At 63.8% G+C, this 14421-nt stretch carries 14 protein-coding genes; 6 read left to right on the top strand and 8 right to left on the bottom strand.

Annotated features, from left to right (window positions below; translation table 11 throughout):
• Window positions 1-135: 135 nt before the first annotated feature.
• Window positions 136-1125, top strand: a complete 990-nt coding sequence (locus BN1118_RS01555; protein ID WP_043554263.1) for a serine/threonine protein kinase — start codon at window positions 136-138, stop codon at window positions 1123-1125.
• A gap of 413 nt (window positions 1126-1538) precedes the next feature.
• On the top strand, window positions 1539-2147 hold the full coding sequence (locus BN1118_RS01550; protein ID WP_042870394.1) for a thiol:disulfide interchange protein DsbA/DsbL: 609 nt from the start codon (window positions 1539-1541) through the stop codon (window positions 2145-2147).
• A gap of 93 nt (window positions 2148-2240) precedes the next feature.
• On the opposite strand, the gene phnE is transcribed toward BN1118_RS01550, so the two are convergent.
• The 5 genes from phnE to BN1118_RS01525 form a co-directional block, all read right to left on the bottom strand.
• Window positions 2241-3776, bottom strand: coding sequence for a phosphonate ABC transporter, permease protein PhnE (phnE, locus tag BN1118_RS01545; RefSeq protein ID WP_043554290.1), 1536 nt, complete (start codon window positions 3774-3776; stop codon window positions 2241-2243).
• Complete coding sequence (locus tag BN1118_RS01540) at window positions 3776-4537, bottom strand: phosphonate ABC transporter ATP-binding protein (RefSeq protein WP_043554261.1); 762 nt, start codon at window positions 4535-4537, stop codon at window positions 3776-3778. Before BN1118_RS01540 ends, phnE begins: the two co-directional genes overlap by 1 nt.
• Window positions 4534-5379: a putative selenate ABC transporter substrate-binding protein gene (locus BN1118_RS01535; RefSeq protein ID WP_043554260.1), complete on the bottom strand. Its 846-nt coding sequence runs from the start codon at window positions 5377-5379 to the stop codon at window positions 4534-4536. The genes BN1118_RS01540 and BN1118_RS01535 overlap by 4 nt, the downstream gene beginning before the upstream one ends.
• A 124-nt stretch (window positions 5380-5503) precedes the next feature.
• Window positions 5504-6682 carry a nicotinate phosphoribosyltransferase gene (gene pncB / locus BN1118_RS01530; RefSeq protein ID WP_043554258.1) on the bottom strand — a complete coding sequence of 393 codons (1179 nt, stop codon included), beginning with the start codon at window positions 6680-6682 and terminating at the stop codon, window positions 5504-5506.
• A 101-nt stretch (window positions 6683-6783) separates the two neighbouring features.
• Entirely contained in the window at window positions 6784-7419 is a 636-nt protein-coding gene (locus BN1118_RS01525) for a nicotinamidase (RefSeq protein ID WP_043554257.1), read from the bottom strand.
• 75 nt (window positions 7420-7494) lie between these two features.
• Here BN1118_RS01525 and BN1118_RS01520 point away from each other — a divergent pair, with 75 nt between their 5' ends.
• Window positions 7495-8145, top strand: a complete 651-nt coding sequence (locus tag BN1118_RS01520; RefSeq protein WP_043142945.1) for an NUDIX hydrolase — start codon at window positions 7495-7497, stop codon at window positions 8143-8145.
• Window positions 8142-8639, top strand: a complete 498-nt coding sequence (locus tag BN1118_RS01515) for a 2-thiouracil desulfurase family protein (protein ID WP_043554256.1) — start codon at window positions 8142-8144, stop codon at window positions 8637-8639. The genes BN1118_RS01520 and BN1118_RS01515 overlap by 4 nt, the downstream gene beginning before the upstream one ends.
• Here the strand turns inward: BN1118_RS01515 and BN1118_RS01510 are convergent.
• From BN1118_RS01510 to BN1118_RS01500, 3 genes are all read right to left on the bottom strand, one after another.
• A complete protein-coding gene (locus BN1118_RS01510) occupies window positions 8570-9529 on the bottom strand; it encodes an acyltransferase (protein ID WP_043554255.1) in 960 nt (319 codons plus the stop codon). The genes BN1118_RS01515 and BN1118_RS01510 overlap by 70 nt on opposite strands.
• A gap of 7 nt (window positions 9530-9536) precedes the next feature.
• Window positions 9537-10436, bottom strand: a complete 900-nt coding sequence (locus tag BN1118_RS01505) for an acyltransferase (RefSeq protein WP_043554253.1) — start codon at window positions 10434-10436, stop codon at window positions 9537-9539.
• A gap of 141 nt (window positions 10437-10577) precedes the next feature.
• On the bottom strand, window positions 10578-12092 hold the full coding sequence (locus BN1118_RS01500; protein WP_043554252.1) for a YifB family Mg chelatase-like AAA ATPase: 1515 nt from the start codon (window positions 12090-12092) through the stop codon (window positions 10578-10580).
• Window positions 12093-12476: 384 nt separating this feature from the next.
• Between BN1118_RS01500 and ilvG the strand changes: the two genes are divergently transcribed.
• Together ilvG and ilvM are read left to right on the top strand one after the other, a co-directional pair.
• Window positions 12477-14123 (top strand): acetolactate synthase 2 catalytic subunit, encoded by a 1647-nt coding sequence (ilvG, locus tag BN1118_RS01495; RefSeq protein WP_043554251.1) that lies wholly within the window; start codon window positions 12477-12479, stop codon window positions 14121-14123.
• Complete coding sequence (gene ilvM / locus BN1118_RS01490; RefSeq protein WP_043554250.1) at window positions 14120-14410, top strand: acetolactate synthase 2 small subunit; 291 nt, start codon at window positions 14120-14122, stop codon at window positions 14408-14410. The genes ilvG and ilvM overlap by 4 nt, the downstream gene beginning before the upstream one ends.
• Window positions 14411-14421 lie beyond the last annotated feature (11 nt).

Here is a 14421-nt window from a genome sequence, read left to right as displayed (position 1 = left end):
AGAGAGCTGTGGGGGGCCGGCCAGTTCAGGCCCCCAGTGACCGCAGTGATGGCAGGAAAGCGTGGCGCAACCGGTTGGGTTGAACGCCATTGAACCGAGTGATGATAGACTGGGGCGCAACGGCGCCCCTTTCTTATGGTGGATGACATGCGTTTCAACTATTCCGACCTCAATCCCGATCTCATCATGGACGCGCTGGATCTCAGCGGCCTGCGTATCGACTCCGGCCTCATCGAGCTCAACAGCTATGAAAACCGGGTCTACCAGTTTCAGGATGAAGAGCGTCGCCGATACGTGGTGAAGTTCTACCGCCCAGGTCGCTGGAGCCGGGCCCAGATCCTCGAGGAGCATGAGTTTGCCGCTCGCCTTTGTGAGACGGAGATCCCGGTCGCCGCCCCCATCGCGTTTGATGGCGAAACCCTGCTGGAACATCAGGGCTATCCCTTCGCCATCTGGCAGAGCGTGGGTGGCCGTCAGTTCGAGGTGGACAATCTGGATCAGCTGGAGTGGGTGGGGCGCTATCTCGGCCGCATCCACCAGATAGGCGCCAGCCGCCCCTTCCATCACAGGGTCCGGCTGGATGTGGAGAGCATGCTGCACGAGCCGCGTCAGCTGCTGGCGTCCGGCGAATGGCTGCCGAGCGGGCTGGCCAAGTCCTTCTTCGGCGTGCTGGACGAGCTGATCAAGCACGTCTGTGACGCCATGACCCTGGATGTGGCACAGATCTCCCTGCATGGCGACTGCCACCCGGGCAACATCCTCTGGCGCGATGGTCCCATGTTCGTCGATCTCGATGACTGCCGTACCGGCCCCGCCATCCAGGATATCTGGATGCTGTTCAACGGCGAGCGTCACGAGCAGCTGATCCAGCTCGATACCCTGCTGGCGGGCTATGAGGAGTTCATGGAGTTCGACCCGCGTGAGCTGGCGCTGATCGAGCCGCTGCGGGCCATGCGTATCGTCCACTACATGGCCTGGCTGGCCCGGCGCTGGGAAGATCCGGCCTTTCCACGCCACTTCCCCTGGTTTAATACCGACCACTACTGGCGCCAGCAGATCGCCATACTGCACGACCAGCTGGAGGCGCTCAAGGCACCGCCTCTGACGCTGACGCCGGGGTGGTGATGCAGCAGATCCCCATATCTGCTGCACGATCAGCTGGAGGCGCTCAAGGCGCCGCCTCTGACGCTGACGCCGGGGTGGTGACGCGGCAGATCACCATATCTGCTGCACGACCAGCTGGAAGCGCTCAAGGCACCGCCTCTGACGCTGACGCCGGGGTGGTGAGGCGGCAGATCTCCATATCTGCTGCACGACCAGCTGGAGGCGCTCAAGGCGCCGCCTCTGACGTTGACGCCGGGGTGGTGAGCAGGTGGGCCGTCGGCATATGCCCAGCGATTGTCAGCCGATGGCACTCGCCGCCGTTGAGCCTGCCGGTGTGGTCCTTTGCCATTGACGCCGACATGGCGACACAATAGGCTTGGCACTGCTTCGGTTCGCCGGGCGTGCCTCACAGTGATCCCTTAACAGGAAACGTCATGAAAAAAGTACTATTTTTCCTCGCTGCCATGCTGATGATCCCCATGGTTCACGCCGCCCCCGAATTCAAGGAAGGCGTTAACTACGACGTGGTCAAACAAACGGGTAGCGCCCAACCTGAAGTGCTGGAGTTCTTCTCCTACTACTGCCCCCATTGCGCCAAATTCGAGCCGATTGCCGCGGATCTGAAGAAGAATCTGCCGGAAGGCGTGCCGATGAAGAAAAACCCGGTGGCCTTCCTGGGCCGCGAGATGGGTCCGGAGATGCAGCGTGCCTACGCCGTTGCCAGCCTGCTGAATGTTGAAGGCAAGCTGACCCCGGCCATCTTCGACAAGATCCACACCCAGCGTCAGTACCCGCAGAGCCGTACCGACGTGAAGCAGATCTTCGTGGACAACGGCGTGCCGGCCGAAGAGTTCGACGGTGCCGTCGATAGCTTCGCCGTCTCCGGCATGGTCTCCCAGTTTGACCGCAACACCGAGAGCTACAACATCCGCGGTGTGCCGGCCTTCCTGGTCAACGGCAAGTACATGGTGAAGATCGAATCCATTACTTCCCAGGAGCAGTTCAACCAGCTGGTGAAATTCCTGCTGGCCAAGAAAGACTGATGGTTGCCTGACCTCATGAAAAAGCCCGCCGGTGCAAACCGGCGGGCTTTTTGTTTATCGGGGCCGGCTCGACGCCGGCAGTTTGCTTTTGATTCAGATCTGGCAGTCCCGCTGGGAGGGCGCGGGGCGCGGCAACCGGGAGCGGCGACTGATCCCCTCCGCCAGCCAGACCAGCAGCAGGATGGCCAGGATCAGGGTGGACGCCTGATCGTAACGGAACAGGCTGAGCGACACATAGAGCTGCTGCCCCAGTCCGCCTGCACCCACCACCCCGAGTATGGTGGCGGCCCTCAGGTTCATCTCGCCGCGATAGAGGCTGTAGGCCAGCCACTGGCGTGACACCAGTGGAAACAGACCGTACCAGAAGCTGGCAACGGGGCCCGCGCCGCTCAATTGCAGGGCGAGGCGAGGGCTCTGATCCGCGTTTTCCAGCGTCTCCACGAACAGCCTGGCCAGCACCCCCGTGGTGTGCAGGGTGAGCGCCAGTATGCCCGCCACCGGCCCCAGTCCGACCGCGATCACCAGCAGGCTGGCGAAAATGAGCTCGGGCACGGATCGCAGCAGGTTGAACAACAGTCGCAGCGGCCAGAAGTTGCGGGCTAGGCAGGCCAGCGGCAGCGCCAGCAGGGCGCTCAACAGGGTACTCAGCAGCGCCATCTGCACCGTATCGAGCAGGCCAAAGCCGACTGTTCGCAGAAAAGGCCCCGACCAGTCCGGTTGCAGAAACTCGCCGATGAACTGGCCCAGTCCGCCGAGGGAGAAGCTCAGCATGCGCCAGTCGAGCTGGTGGAACGCCATGGCGCTGGCCAGCCCCAGGCAGGCCAGCAGTTGCAGGCCGGGGGAGCGGGTGTGGCGCAGCCAGGCGCTGAGCCCATCCGCCAGGGTTACCAGCAGGATGAAGGCCAGCAGCAGGGTCACCACCTCGCCGCCGGCAAACATGCGCAACGAGAGCTCGAGCTGCTGGCCGAGCCCGCCGGCACCGACGAAGCCCATGATGACGGAGGCGCGCAGGGCACACTCCCAGCGATAGACGGTGTAGGAGAGCAGCTCCTGGCGCACCGCGGGCAACACGCCGTAGCAGAGCGCCTGCAGCCGGCCGCTGCCGCCGAGCAGCAGGGCGCGGGCCGGTTGCAGGGCACCGCTCTCCATGATCTCGTTGTAGACCTTGGCCAGCATGCCGCCGTAGCTGACGGCAATGGCCAGGATGGCGGCCAGCGGCCCGAGCCCGGACAGGCGTACGAACAGCAGCGCCCAGATGAGCTCGGGCAGGCTGCGCAGCAGGATGGCGATGAACCGGCTGAAGGCGCGCAAGGCGCCGCGCAGCGGGCTGGGGATGGGGCCCAGCTCGGCCAGCGACAGGGCGCGGGAGCCGAGCAGGGCGAACGGAATGCCGAGCAGCAGGGCGCCGGCCAGCCCCAGGGTCGCCACGGCCAGACTCTCCAGGGTGGCGGTCAGGGTCAGGGCGAGAAAGTCCTGATCCACCCGGGGTGGCCAGCTGGTGGCGAGAAAATTGCCCATCTGTCGCCAGCTCTGGCCTTCGAGCAGGCCGAGCCAGCCGTCGGCCTGCTGCCACAGGCTGTAGCCGACCAGGGCCAGCAGCCAGGGCAGGGGATGGCGCCAGCGGCTCATCAGCCGATGCACGGCAGGGCCTCCTGGTCGCCGGCGTAGAGGGCGGCCAGCATGGCCGGGGTGACGGCGGCGGCAGGGCAGTCGAACTGCAGGCGGCCCTCGCGCAGGCCTATGATGCGGGGAAAGCGTTCGAGCGCCAGGTCGACCGCGTGCAGGCTGGCGATCAGGGTGCTGCCGCGAGTGCGGGCCTGCGTCAGCAGGGCATCCAGGCTGCTTTGAGCGAGCACGGGGTCGAGGGCGGAGACGGGCTCATCGGCCAGCATCAGGTCCGGCTGCTGATAGAGCACCCGGGCTATGCCGACCCGCTGCAACTGGCCGCCGGAGAGTTCGCCACAGCGCTGCTGCCACTTGTCGGCGAGGCCGAGGCGGGCCAGTTCGGCCCGTGCACCTTGCGGATCGCAGGGACGCAGCAGCGAGAGCAGGGCGCGCGCGAGGGACCACTGGCCGAGCCTGCCGGCCAGCACGGCGGTCACCACAGGCTGGGAGGCGGGCAGCGGAGGCTGTTGCCAGACCATGCCGATCCGGCTGCGCAGCCGCTGGCGGGCCCGGGTGGAGAGGGCCCAGGGATCTTCCCCCCAGAGGGAGAGTGCCAGCTCACCGCGCAGCTCTGTGCCGATCAGCCGCAGCAGGCTGGTCTTGCCCGCGCCGCTCGGTCCTATGATGGCGACACACTCCCCCGCCTCGATCCGCAGGCGAAGGGGATGCAGGATGCGACTCTCGCCGAGCCGCAGCCCTGCTCCGTCCAGTGCGACGGCGATCACTTCAGCAGACCGGCCTGAGTCGCGGCCGCTTCTATGCCCTGGTAGTTCTCTGGTTTGGTCTCGATGAAACGGCTGGCCCGCTGCAGCTTGAGGATCTCGGCCTGGGCCGGGACGGCAGGATCCAGGCTGAGGAAGGCCTGCTTGATCTTCTCCTGCAGCACCGGGTCCAGGTCGCCGCGCACCGTCCAGTTGTAGTCAAAGTAGGCCGGCGTGGTCCAGATTACCTTGACCTTGGCGGTATCGACCTTGCCCTCTTCCACCAGCTTGTCCCACACGGAGGCGTTGAGCGCACCGGCCGGCACCTTGCCGGAGGCGACCCAGGCGACGGTGGCGTCGTGAGCACCGGAGAAGGCGACATGGGCGAAGTCACGCTCCGGGTTGATGCCCTGCTCGGCCAGGAAGTGGCGCGGCATCAGGTGGCCAGAGGTGGAGGAGGGGGAGCCGAAGGCGAAGTCCTTGCCTCTGGTGTCCGCCAGGGTCTTGATGCCGCTGTCGGCGTTGGCGATGAACTTGGAGGTGAACTGGGCGTCTTCCTGACGCTGGACCAGCGGCACCACCTTGTCGGCCCGGCGATGGGCCTGCACATAGGTGAAGCCCCCGAGCCAGGCCATGTCGAGCTTGCCGGCGGCCAGCGCCTCGACCACGGCGGCGTAATCGTTGACCGGCACGAACACCACCTCGCGCCCGGTCTTCTCGGCCAGGTATTCGCCCAGCGGGGCAAACTTGCGCTGCAGCTCGGTGGGGGCTTCGTCCGGGATGGCGGAGACCCGCAACGGCTCGGCGGCGGTGGCGCCCAGGCTGGCCAGCAGGGTGGTGAGGGCAAATATCCATTTAGAGGTCATGGGCAGTTCCTTGTGGTCTGTCGTTCGGGCAAGAGAAAGGCCCGACACGAGTCGGACCTTTTCAGTGGGGTCATGGTAGGGGGCCACTGGCGCTCTGCGCAAGATGGGCCCCGCAAAAAGGGTGTTACACCCCGACGTGGAAGGCCTGCTTGAGGTTGCGGATGAAGTCCGCATCCCGGCACAGGGTCTTGCCCGGGCTGTCGGAGATCTTGGCGACCGGACCGCCGTTGCATTCCATCAGCTTGAAGACGATGTTCATCGGGCTGACGCCGGGCAGATCGCAGGTGAGCTTGGTGCCTATGCCGAAGCTGGTGTTGATGCGGCCCCGGAAGTGGCGGAACAGCTGCACCGCCTTGTCGAGGTTGAGCCCATCGGAGAAGACCAGCGTCTTGTCGGTGGGATTGATGCCGAGCTGCTGGTAGTGGCTGATGGCCTTCTCGCCCCACACCACGGGATCGCCTGAGTCGTGGCGCAGCCCCTGATAGCGGCTGGCCAGCTCAAAGTCGAAGTCGCGCAAGAAGGCGTCCATGGTGATGCAGTCGGTCAGGGCTATGCCGAGGTGGTTGGTGAACTCGTCCAGCCAGCTGGTGAGGGCGGCGCGCTGGCTGTGCTCCAGCGGGAAGCCGAGCTGCTGGTGGGCCTGGAACCACTCGTGGGCCTGGGTGCCCACAGCCGACAACTGGTACTTCTGGGCCAGCAGGTAGTTGCTGGTGCCGCGAAACGCCGGCAGGCGCTCCTTGAGACGGCCCACCACGGCATCCTGCACCGCGTGGGAGAAGCGGCGGCGGGTGCCAAAATCGATGAGGTTGAACTCGCTCATCTCGTCGCTGCTCAGCTCATGCTCCAGCCTGTCGATCTTCTGATCGAGCCGATCCAGCGCCTGGCTGACGCCAAACTGGGGGTAGCGGAAGCTGTTGCGCATCTCGCTGATGATGGCGAGCACAGGGATTTCCCACAGGATCACATCCTGCCAGGGCCCTTCGACCCGCACATTGATGCGGCCATCCTGCTCGAACACCTTGAGCAGGGAGGCATCGAGTGGCTTGCGGCGCAGGTGATCCAGATAGTCGGCGGTGAAGAAGGGGCGCTCGGCCAGAAAATTGAGCTCGGGTCTGGTCAGCCGCAGGGAGCCGGCGAGGCGCAGCTGCTCCTCGATCTGGCCCATCATGGGCAGCAGATCCTCTTCGTTGCGGCTGTGGAACTCGGCCACCACCTCGGCATCCGGGTAGCGATGGAACACCGCCTGCTGCATATGCAGCTTGTAGGCATCGGTGTCGAGCAGGCTGGTGAGGATCGGTGGCATATCAGGCTCCCCGCAGGCTGGGGAGCGCGATGACGTTCCCCTGCCGCATAGGTAAGGTGCAGGCGCCGGTATCGGCTTGGCGGGTGAGGATAGGCGGCATATCAGGCATCCAGCAGGCGTTGTACATCGATCAGGGTCTGGGCCATTTCGGCACCCGCCTCGATCATCTGGGTGCAGGCGCAGGCAACCGTCTCGGGAGCTATGCCACGGCAGGCATCGAGATGGACGATCACCCGGAAACCGGCGTGGCGCAGTTGCAGCACGCTGGTCTTGACGCAGTAGTCGGTGGCGAGGCCGCCGACCAGCACGGTACTGACGCCACGGGCATGCAGAAACTCGATGAGCCCGGTGCTGCGCCGTTCGGCCAGATCGTGGAAGCAGGTGCCGTAGGGATGCAGATCCGGCTCGACCCCCTTCCAGACGAAGAAGTCGTAATCTATGGGGGCGGGCAGGCCGTCGAGCAGCTCAAAGCCCTGGGTGCCCGGCACGCAGTGCACAGGCCAGGTGAGATCGGCGTTGGGCAAGTCCAGCGGCAACAGCATGCCGGTGGGATCGCTGACGGCCCAGGCGGCGTTGGCGGGATGCGAATCCTTGCTGCCGATCCGCAGGCTTGCGAGGGTGGCCTGAGCGTTGAGCGCAGCCACAATATCATCCCCGCCCACGACGGGCAGTTCGTTCGGGCAGAGGGGGGTAAATCCCTTCTGCGCATCAATATCCAGGCTGGCGACGGTTCCCATTGAGTGGCTCCTGCACATACTATTCGTGTGATATTATCTACCAAACATTAATCGAAGGCGAGCAGGGCGATCGGCATGTTGAGAATGAGTCTGGATATGGTGGTGCTGCGGTTGAACGAGGAGCGGCTCGAGCTGCTGCTTGAAACCCGCGATCGCCCCCCCTTTGCCCACTGTTGGCAACTGCCGGCGCTGCGCATCGACGAGACTCGGGATCGGGACTTGGACGCGGCTCGCCACCGTCTGCTGGGGGAGTGGGGGCTGGGCCACTGCTACAGCGAGCAGGTCTGCACCCTCGGCAATCTGGAGCGGGATCCCCGCGGCTGGTCCACGACGCTGGTCTATCTCTGTCTGGTCGAACCGGATGTCGAGGCCATCCACGGCTGCTGGCATCCGCTCTCGGCCCTGCCCGGCCTCAGCCTCGCCTTCGATCACACCCAGCTGATCGCCAGAGGGCTGGAGCGGCTGCGGATCAAGAGTCGCTACAGCACCTTGCCGCTGCAACTGCTGGGGCCCGAGTTTACCCTCTCGGAGGTGCAGCGCGCCTTCGAGATCATCCTGCAAACCCCCATGAACACGGCAGCGTTTCGCAAGCGGATCCATCGCGCCGATATTCTGGTGGATACGGGTCGCAAGCGGACCGGCAAGCAGCGTCCCGCCATCCTCTACCGGATGGAGAGCCCCTGCTGCGTCATGTTCGATCAGGTGATGCATGGAGCTGAAGCATGAGCAAAACGCCGCCCCGGGTGCTGGTGAGTGCCTGCCTGCTGGGTCAACCAGTGCGTTACGACGGCCGGAGCAAGGGGATCGTCAGCGACTGGCTGACGGCGCTGGGGGCCGAAGGGCGGGCGCTGGCCTTCTGCCCCGAAGTGGCGGGCGGCTTGCCGACTCCGCGTCCCCCTGCCGAACGACAGGGCGATCTGGTGCTGACCGCGAGCGGGCTGGATGTGACGACCGAGTTTGATCGCGGCGCCGAGCTGGCGCTGGCACTCTGTCAGGCGCAGGGTATTCGCTTTGCCCTGCTCAAGGAGGGGAGCCCTTCCTGTGGCAGCGGCCGCATCTACAATGGCCGCTTCGAAGGCGTGTCAGTGGCGGGCGAGGGCAAGACCACGGCCCTGCTGCGCCGCCACGGTATTGCGGTCTTTTCCGAAGATCAGTTGGCCGAGCTGGCCTCTGCACTCTCTCTGGATCCCTCTTTGGCGGCAACCGGCAGCGGTTCCTGATCCCGCTGCCAGCCGTCCAGCACCTCGTCCTTCTCCTGCCATCGCTGGTTCAGCCAGCCCTGAAAACCCCGTTTGAACTGCTTGTCATTGAAGTAGTCACCGACCAGCGCCTCATCCACCGGCAGCTCCTCGATGCGCACCCGAATGCGCTTCATCCGTCCCATCAGGAAATCCCTGAACGGGGCCTCTGCGTTGTCCGGATAGCTGATGGTGACGTTGATCAGGCTGTCGAACTGTTCCCCCATGGCCGCCAGGGTGAAGGCGAGCCCGGCTGCCTTGGGCGGCATCAGGTGACGGTAGCGGGAGCGCGCTGCATCCCGCTTGGGTTCGGTGAAGCGGGTCCCCTCCACGAAGTTGATGACTGTGGTGGGGATGTGGCGAAACTTCTCGCAGGCGTTGCGGGTGGTCTCTATGTCCTTGCCGCGCAGATGCGGGTTTCTTAACAGAAATTCTCTCGAATAACGGCGCATAAAGGGCATGTCCAGCCCCCAGCAGGCGAGCCCCAGCAGCGGTATGTAGATCAGCTCGTGCTTCATGAAGAACTTGGGCACCGGCAGCCGATCCCGAAACAGGTGGCCCAGCACCACTATGTCGGTCCAGCTCATGTGGTTGCTGACGATGAGATACCAGCCATCCTTGCGCAGTTGAGTGTCATCCTCAACCTGCCAGTCGATGCGGGGAATGAGGCGGATCACCAGGGCGTTGCAGGCCAGCCAGAGGCGCATGAAACGGTTGTTGAGGCGGCTGCAGGCGCGGCCAAAGGCCGGAATGGGCAGCAGCAGCTTGGCCAGCGATACCAGCAGGATCAGGCTGGCGCACAGGGCGGTGAACAAAACGGTCAGGCTGGTGCTGATGAGCAGCACCAGGGGGCCCGGGAGCAGGGTTGGCATGAGTGTCTTACTGCGTCTTGTCCGCCAGCAGCTGGTTCAGGGTCTGGTCCTTCTCGCGCCAGATCCCGTTCAGCCACTGTTGAAACTCTTGTTGGAACTCGGGGTCATTGAAGTAATCCCCCACCAGATTGCGTTCGATCGGCAGAAAGCGGACCTGAACCTTGATTGCCTTGACCCGACCGCACATGAAGTCCCAGTAGCTGGGGATGCCGCCCGGATAGGCGATGGTCACATCCACCAGCTTGTGCAGCTGATCGCCCATGGCCGCCAGGGTGAAGGCGATGCCGCCAGCCCTCGGGTGCAGCAGATGGCGATAGGGCGCGGCCTGTTTGTCGTGTTTGTAGGCGGTGAAGCGGGTGCCCTCCACGAAGTTCATCACGCTCACCGGAATATGGCGAAACTTGGCACAGGCCTGGCGCGTTGTTTCTATGTCTTTTCCCTTCAGATGTGGCCTTTTTTCCAGAAATTTACGCGAATAGCGCCGCATAAAGGGGAAGTCCAGCGCCCACCAGGCCAGCCCGAGAAAAGGTACCCAAATCAGCTCTTTCTTGAGGAAAAACTTCAGGAAGGGGATTTTTTGGTTAAAAATCCGCTGCAGCACCAGTATGTCGACCCAGGATTGATGGTTGGCAATGACCATATACCACTCATTCCGGCGCCCTTTGTCCACTCCGACCACCTCGAAAGGCGTTCTGATGATGGTTTTCTGGATCAGATTGTTGAAACCGATCCAGCAACTGGCGCAGCCGTCCAGCAGGGCATTGCAGAGGGTGCGCCAGCTCTTGAGCGGCAGCAGCAGCTTGATCAGACCAAGCAGCAGTATGGGGACAAACCAGAACAGGGTGTTGAGGAAATAGAGCAGGGTCGAGAGGCTGCCGCGCAGCCGCTCTATCAGCTTGTTGTGCATGAGTCGGGTCCGTCTCGTTGTCTGTGGGTGGCAACCAAGTGGTCAGATCTGTGGCCATAATATCAGCCGATGGCCCGCTAGACCATGCACAGGGCCATCAGCAGCCCAGGGCTCATGTTTTCGGCATTCGGCATTCGGCCTTCAGCCGCTGCGCAGCCGCGACAGCAGCCGGTCCATGGCCCTGTAGCCGAGAGCCTCGATCAGGTGCTCCTTCTCGATGGCGGGCCGTCCCGCCAGATCCGCTATGGTGCGCGATACCCGCAGTATGCGGTGCCAGGCCCGGATGCTAAGCCCCAGCTTCTGGATGGCGTTCTCCAAAAACTCGGCATCTTGCGCTGATAATCGGCAAATATCCTCTATCTCGCGACTATCCAGCAGATTGTTGAGCTTGCCATTGCGGCTCAGCATGCGCTCTCGCGCCGCCAGCACCCGATCGCGGATCTGCTGGCTCGACTCCCCCCGTTCCGCCTTGCCGGTGAGGCTGCCCTTGGGCAGCAGCGGCACCTCCACCGTCAGGTCGAAGCGATCGAGGAAGGGGCCCGAGAGCTTGCCGAGGTAGCGCAGTATCTGATCCGGGCTGGAGCGGGTCTGGCCATCGCCATAGTGGCCGCAGGGGCTGGGATTCATGGCGCCCACCAGCTGGAAGCGGGCGGGGAAATCCACCTGACGGGCGGCCCGGCTGATGGTGATGTGGCCCGTCTCCAGCGGTTCGCGCAGGGAGTCGAGTACCTTGCGCTCGAACTCCGGCAGCTCATCGAGAAACAGCACACCATTGTGGGCCAAGGATATTTCGCCGGGTCTGGGATGGCTGCCACCGCCCACCAGGGCCACGGCGGAGGCACTGTGATGGGGCGTGCGATAGGGTCTGTGGTGCCAGTGACCGGCGCGCGGGGTCAGGCCGCCGATGGAGTGGATGGCGGCGGTCTGCTGCGCCTCCTGCTCACTCAGGGGTGGCAAGATACCGGGCAAACGGCTGGCCAGCATGCTCTTGCCTGTACCGGGCGGGCCTATGAACAGCAGGTTGTGGCTGCCGGCGGCAGCGATCTCCAGCGCCCGCTTGGCCTGGGACTGGCCGATCACATCCTGCAGATCCGGCACATCGGGTAGGGAATCCGTGGTCTGGGGATCCGGCAGCGGCAGCTCATATTGGCCTGCCAGCCAGGCGGTGACGGCCAGCAGCTGGTGGGCGGTACGCACCTCGGCATCCTGGATGAGAGAGGCCTCGGGGCCGTTCTCTCGCGGCACCAGCAGGGTGCGGCCCGCATCGCGGCAGGCGAGCACGGCAGGCAGCACTCCGAGCACGGGCCGGATCTCGCCGGTCAGGGCCAATTCCCCTAAAAATTCATGATCGAGCAGGTATTTTGCGGGTATCTGCTTGGAAGCGGCGAGAATGCCGATGGCGATGGCCAGATCGAAGCGGCCTCCCTCCTTGGGCAGGTCGGCGGGGGCCAGATTGACCGTGATGTGTTTGGAGGGGAACTCGAAGTTGCCGTTGAGCAGGGCGCTGCGCACCCGATCCCGCGACTCCTTCACCGAGGTTTCCGGCAGGCCCACCATGTTGAAAGCGGGCAGGCCATTGGAGAGATGAACTTCCACCGTGACTTGCGGTGCCGCTATCCCCAGGCTGGCACGGCTATAAACCACAGCTAATGACATAAATCCCGTCCTTGGTTTGATGTATGTGCTAGTTAACCGTTTTTTATTAGTTTTTTATGCCAGCTATCCCGATGCGGCTCAGTCAAAATCAGAGTCTTGTCAGGTAAAAAAGGCTTGCCCAATAAAAATCACCGTGCTAGTTCTAATAGCCATTCGCGGTGCAAACCGCCCCAATTTCACAGGATTTCCGGTTGTAACTATGAACATGGCCTCCCGTTTCGTCAGCATTATTGTGGTCCTAGTGGTGATTATTATCTCACCGCTCGGGGCTCGTTTAGCTGCACGGAACAAGGGATAGACCCACCACCGGACAGAACGAAACAAGCGACCCCCGAGCCTCACAGCTCGGGGGTTTTTTTTCGACTACAGGACAGGATTTTCCACATGAACGGCGCGCAGTTTTTGGTACAGGCTCTCAAGAAACAGGGTGTGACCCAGGTGTTTGGTTACCCGGGCGGAGCCATAATGCCGGTCTACGACGCCCTGTATGACGGGGGTCTTGCCCATCAGCTCTGCCGCCACGAGCAGGGGGCCGCCATGGCTGCGGTGGGCTACGCCCGCGCCTCCGGTCAGGTGGGGGTCTGCATCGCCACTTCGGGCCCCGGCGCCACCAATCTGGTGACCGGGCTGGCGGAGGCGCTGCTCGACTCTGTGCCGCTGGTGGCCATCAGTGGTCAGGTGCCCTGTTCTGCCATCGGCACCGATGCATTTCAGGAGGTCGATGTACTCGGCATGTCCCTCTCCTGCACCAAGCACTCCTTCATGGTGACGGATGCCGCCGATCTGGGGCGGGTGCTGGCGGAAGCCTTTGCCATCGCCACCGAAGGGCGCCCGGGTCCGGTGCTGATCGATTTCCCCAAGGATGTGCAACTTGCTGCCGTGCCGCCCCAGAGTCCACTGTTTGCGGTGGAGGAGCCGGAGGCGCTCAACCCGTCAGAGTTGACGGCTGCCCGCGCCCTGCTGGCCGGTGCCGAGCGCCCCGTGCTCTACGTCGGTGGCGGTGTGGGCATGGCCAATGCCGAGCAGCAACTGCGCGAGTTTGCCGCTGCCACCGGCATGCCGGCCGTCACCACCCTCAAGGGGATAGGGGCGCTGGATCCCGACAGCCCCGTCTATCTGGGCATGCTCGGCATGCACGGCACCAAGGCCGCCAACTACGCGGTGCAGCAGAGCGATCTGCTGCTGGTGGTGGGTGCCCGTTTCGATGACAGGGTGACCGGCAAGCTGGAGGAGTTTGCCCCCGAGGCCAAGGTGATCCATCTGGACGTGGACGCCGCCGAGTTCGGCAAGCGCCGCGCCGCCGAGGTGGGCATCACCACGGATCTCAAGCGGGTGTTGCCCGCCCTGGCCATGGCGCTGGCCATAGATCCCTGGCGTGAACACTGCGCGAACATGGCCCGCGACTATGCATTTCGCTACGACCATCCCGGCCAGCCCATCTATGCCCCGGCCCTGCTCAAGCAGCTTTCGGCCCGCCTGCCGGAGACCAGCGTGGTGGCCTGCGACGTCGGTCAGCACCAGATGTGGGTGGCCCAGCACATGCGCTTTACCAGCCCGCGCAACCACCTCTCCAGCGCCGGCCTCGGCACCATGGGTTTCGGCCTGCCCGCCGCCATCGGCGCCAAGATGTCGCGCCCCGATGACGAGGTGGTGCTGGTGAGCGGTGACGGCTCCTTCATGATGAACGTGCAGGAGCTCGGCACCATACGTCGGGCCCAGCTCAAGGTGAAGATGGTGCTGATCGACAACCAGCGTCTCGGCATGGTGCGCCAGTGGCAGGAGCTGTTCTTCGACGGCCGTTACAGCGAAACCATACTCTCCGACAACCCGGATTTCATCGCCCTGGCCGCCGCGTTCGGCATTCCGGGCGAGACCATCACATGCAAGGAGCAGATAGCCGGTGCCCTCGAGCGCCTGCTGGCAAGCGAGAGCGCCTATCTGCTGCATGTGGCTATTTCAGAGGAAGAAAACGTCTGGCCCCTGGTTCCGCCGGGAGTCGCCAACCACAAGATGATGGAGCAACGCCCATGAACCCGCACACCTTTGCGCAGCCTGCAACTGCACAGCACACCCTGCATATTCACGCCCAGCCCAGACCCGAAGTGATGGAGCGGGTACTGAGGGTGGTGCGCCACCGCGGCTTCGCGCTCTGCGCTCTCACTATGGAAACGAGAGCGGAGCAGGATTGCCAACAGCTGCGGATCACGGTTACTGTCGAGTCGGAGCGTCCCATCCAGCAGTTATGGAGCCAGCTGGTCAAGCTGGTGGACGTCTCCCGGGTCGATGCACTGGAACAGCAACCCCGGATCAGAGCTTAAGGAGCAACTGC

It is taken from the genome of Aeromonas bestiarum, assembly GCF_000819745.1.
Classification (GTDB): Bacteria; Pseudomonadota; Gammaproteobacteria; order Enterobacterales; family Aeromonadaceae; genus Aeromonas; species Aeromonas bestiarum.
Note: the sequence above shows the minus strand (reverse complement) of the source record. Positions and strands in the feature narration are given on the sequence as shown.

Coding starts and splice junctions, on each gene's coding strand:
- BN1118_RS01555 (WP_043554263.1), top strand. CDS start 136: ATGGTGGATGACATGCGTTTCAACTATTCCGACCTCAATCCCGATCTC.
- BN1118_RS01550 (WP_042870394.1), top strand. CDS start 1,539: ATGAAAAAAGTACTATTTTTCCTCGCTGCCATGCTGATGATCCCCATG.
- phnE (WP_043554290.1), bottom strand. CDS start 3,776: ATGAGCCGCTGGCGCCATCCCCTGCCCTGGCTGCTGGCCCTGGTCGGC.
- BN1118_RS01535 (WP_043554260.1), bottom strand. CDS start 5,379: ATGACCTCTAAATGGATATTTGCCCTCACCACCCTGCTGGCCAGCCTG.
- pncB (WP_043554258.1), bottom strand. CDS start 6,682: ATGCCACCGATCCTCACCAGCCTGCTCGACACCGATGCCTACAAGCTG.
- BN1118_RS01525 (WP_043554257.1), bottom strand. CDS start 7,419: ATGGGAACCGTCGCCAGCCTGGATATTGATGCGCAGAAGGGATTTACC.
- BN1118_RS01520 (WP_043142945.1), top strand. CDS start 7,495: ATGTTGAGAATGAGTCTGGATATGGTGGTGCTGCGGTTGAACGAGGAG.
- BN1118_RS01515 (WP_043554256.1), top strand. CDS start 8,142: ATGAGCAAAACGCCGCCCCGGGTGCTGGTGAGTGCCTGCCTGCTGGGT.
- BN1118_RS01510 (WP_043554255.1), bottom strand. CDS start 9,529: ATGCCAACCCTGCTCCCGGGCCCCCTGGTGCTGCTCATCAGCACCAGC.
- BN1118_RS01505 (WP_043554253.1), bottom strand. CDS start 10,436: ATGCACAACAAGCTGATAGAGCGGCTGCGCGGCAGCCTCTCGACCCTG.
- BN1118_RS01500 (WP_043554252.1), bottom strand. CDS start 12,092: ATGTCATTAGCTGTGGTTTATAGCCGTGCCAGCCTGGGGATAGCGGCA.
- ilvG (WP_043554251.1), top strand. CDS start 12,477: ATGAACGGCGCGCAGTTTTTGGTACAGGCTCTCAAGAAACAGGGTGTG.
- ilvM (WP_043554250.1), top strand. CDS start 14,120: ATGAACCCGCACACCTTTGCGCAGCCTGCAACTGCACAGCACACCCTG.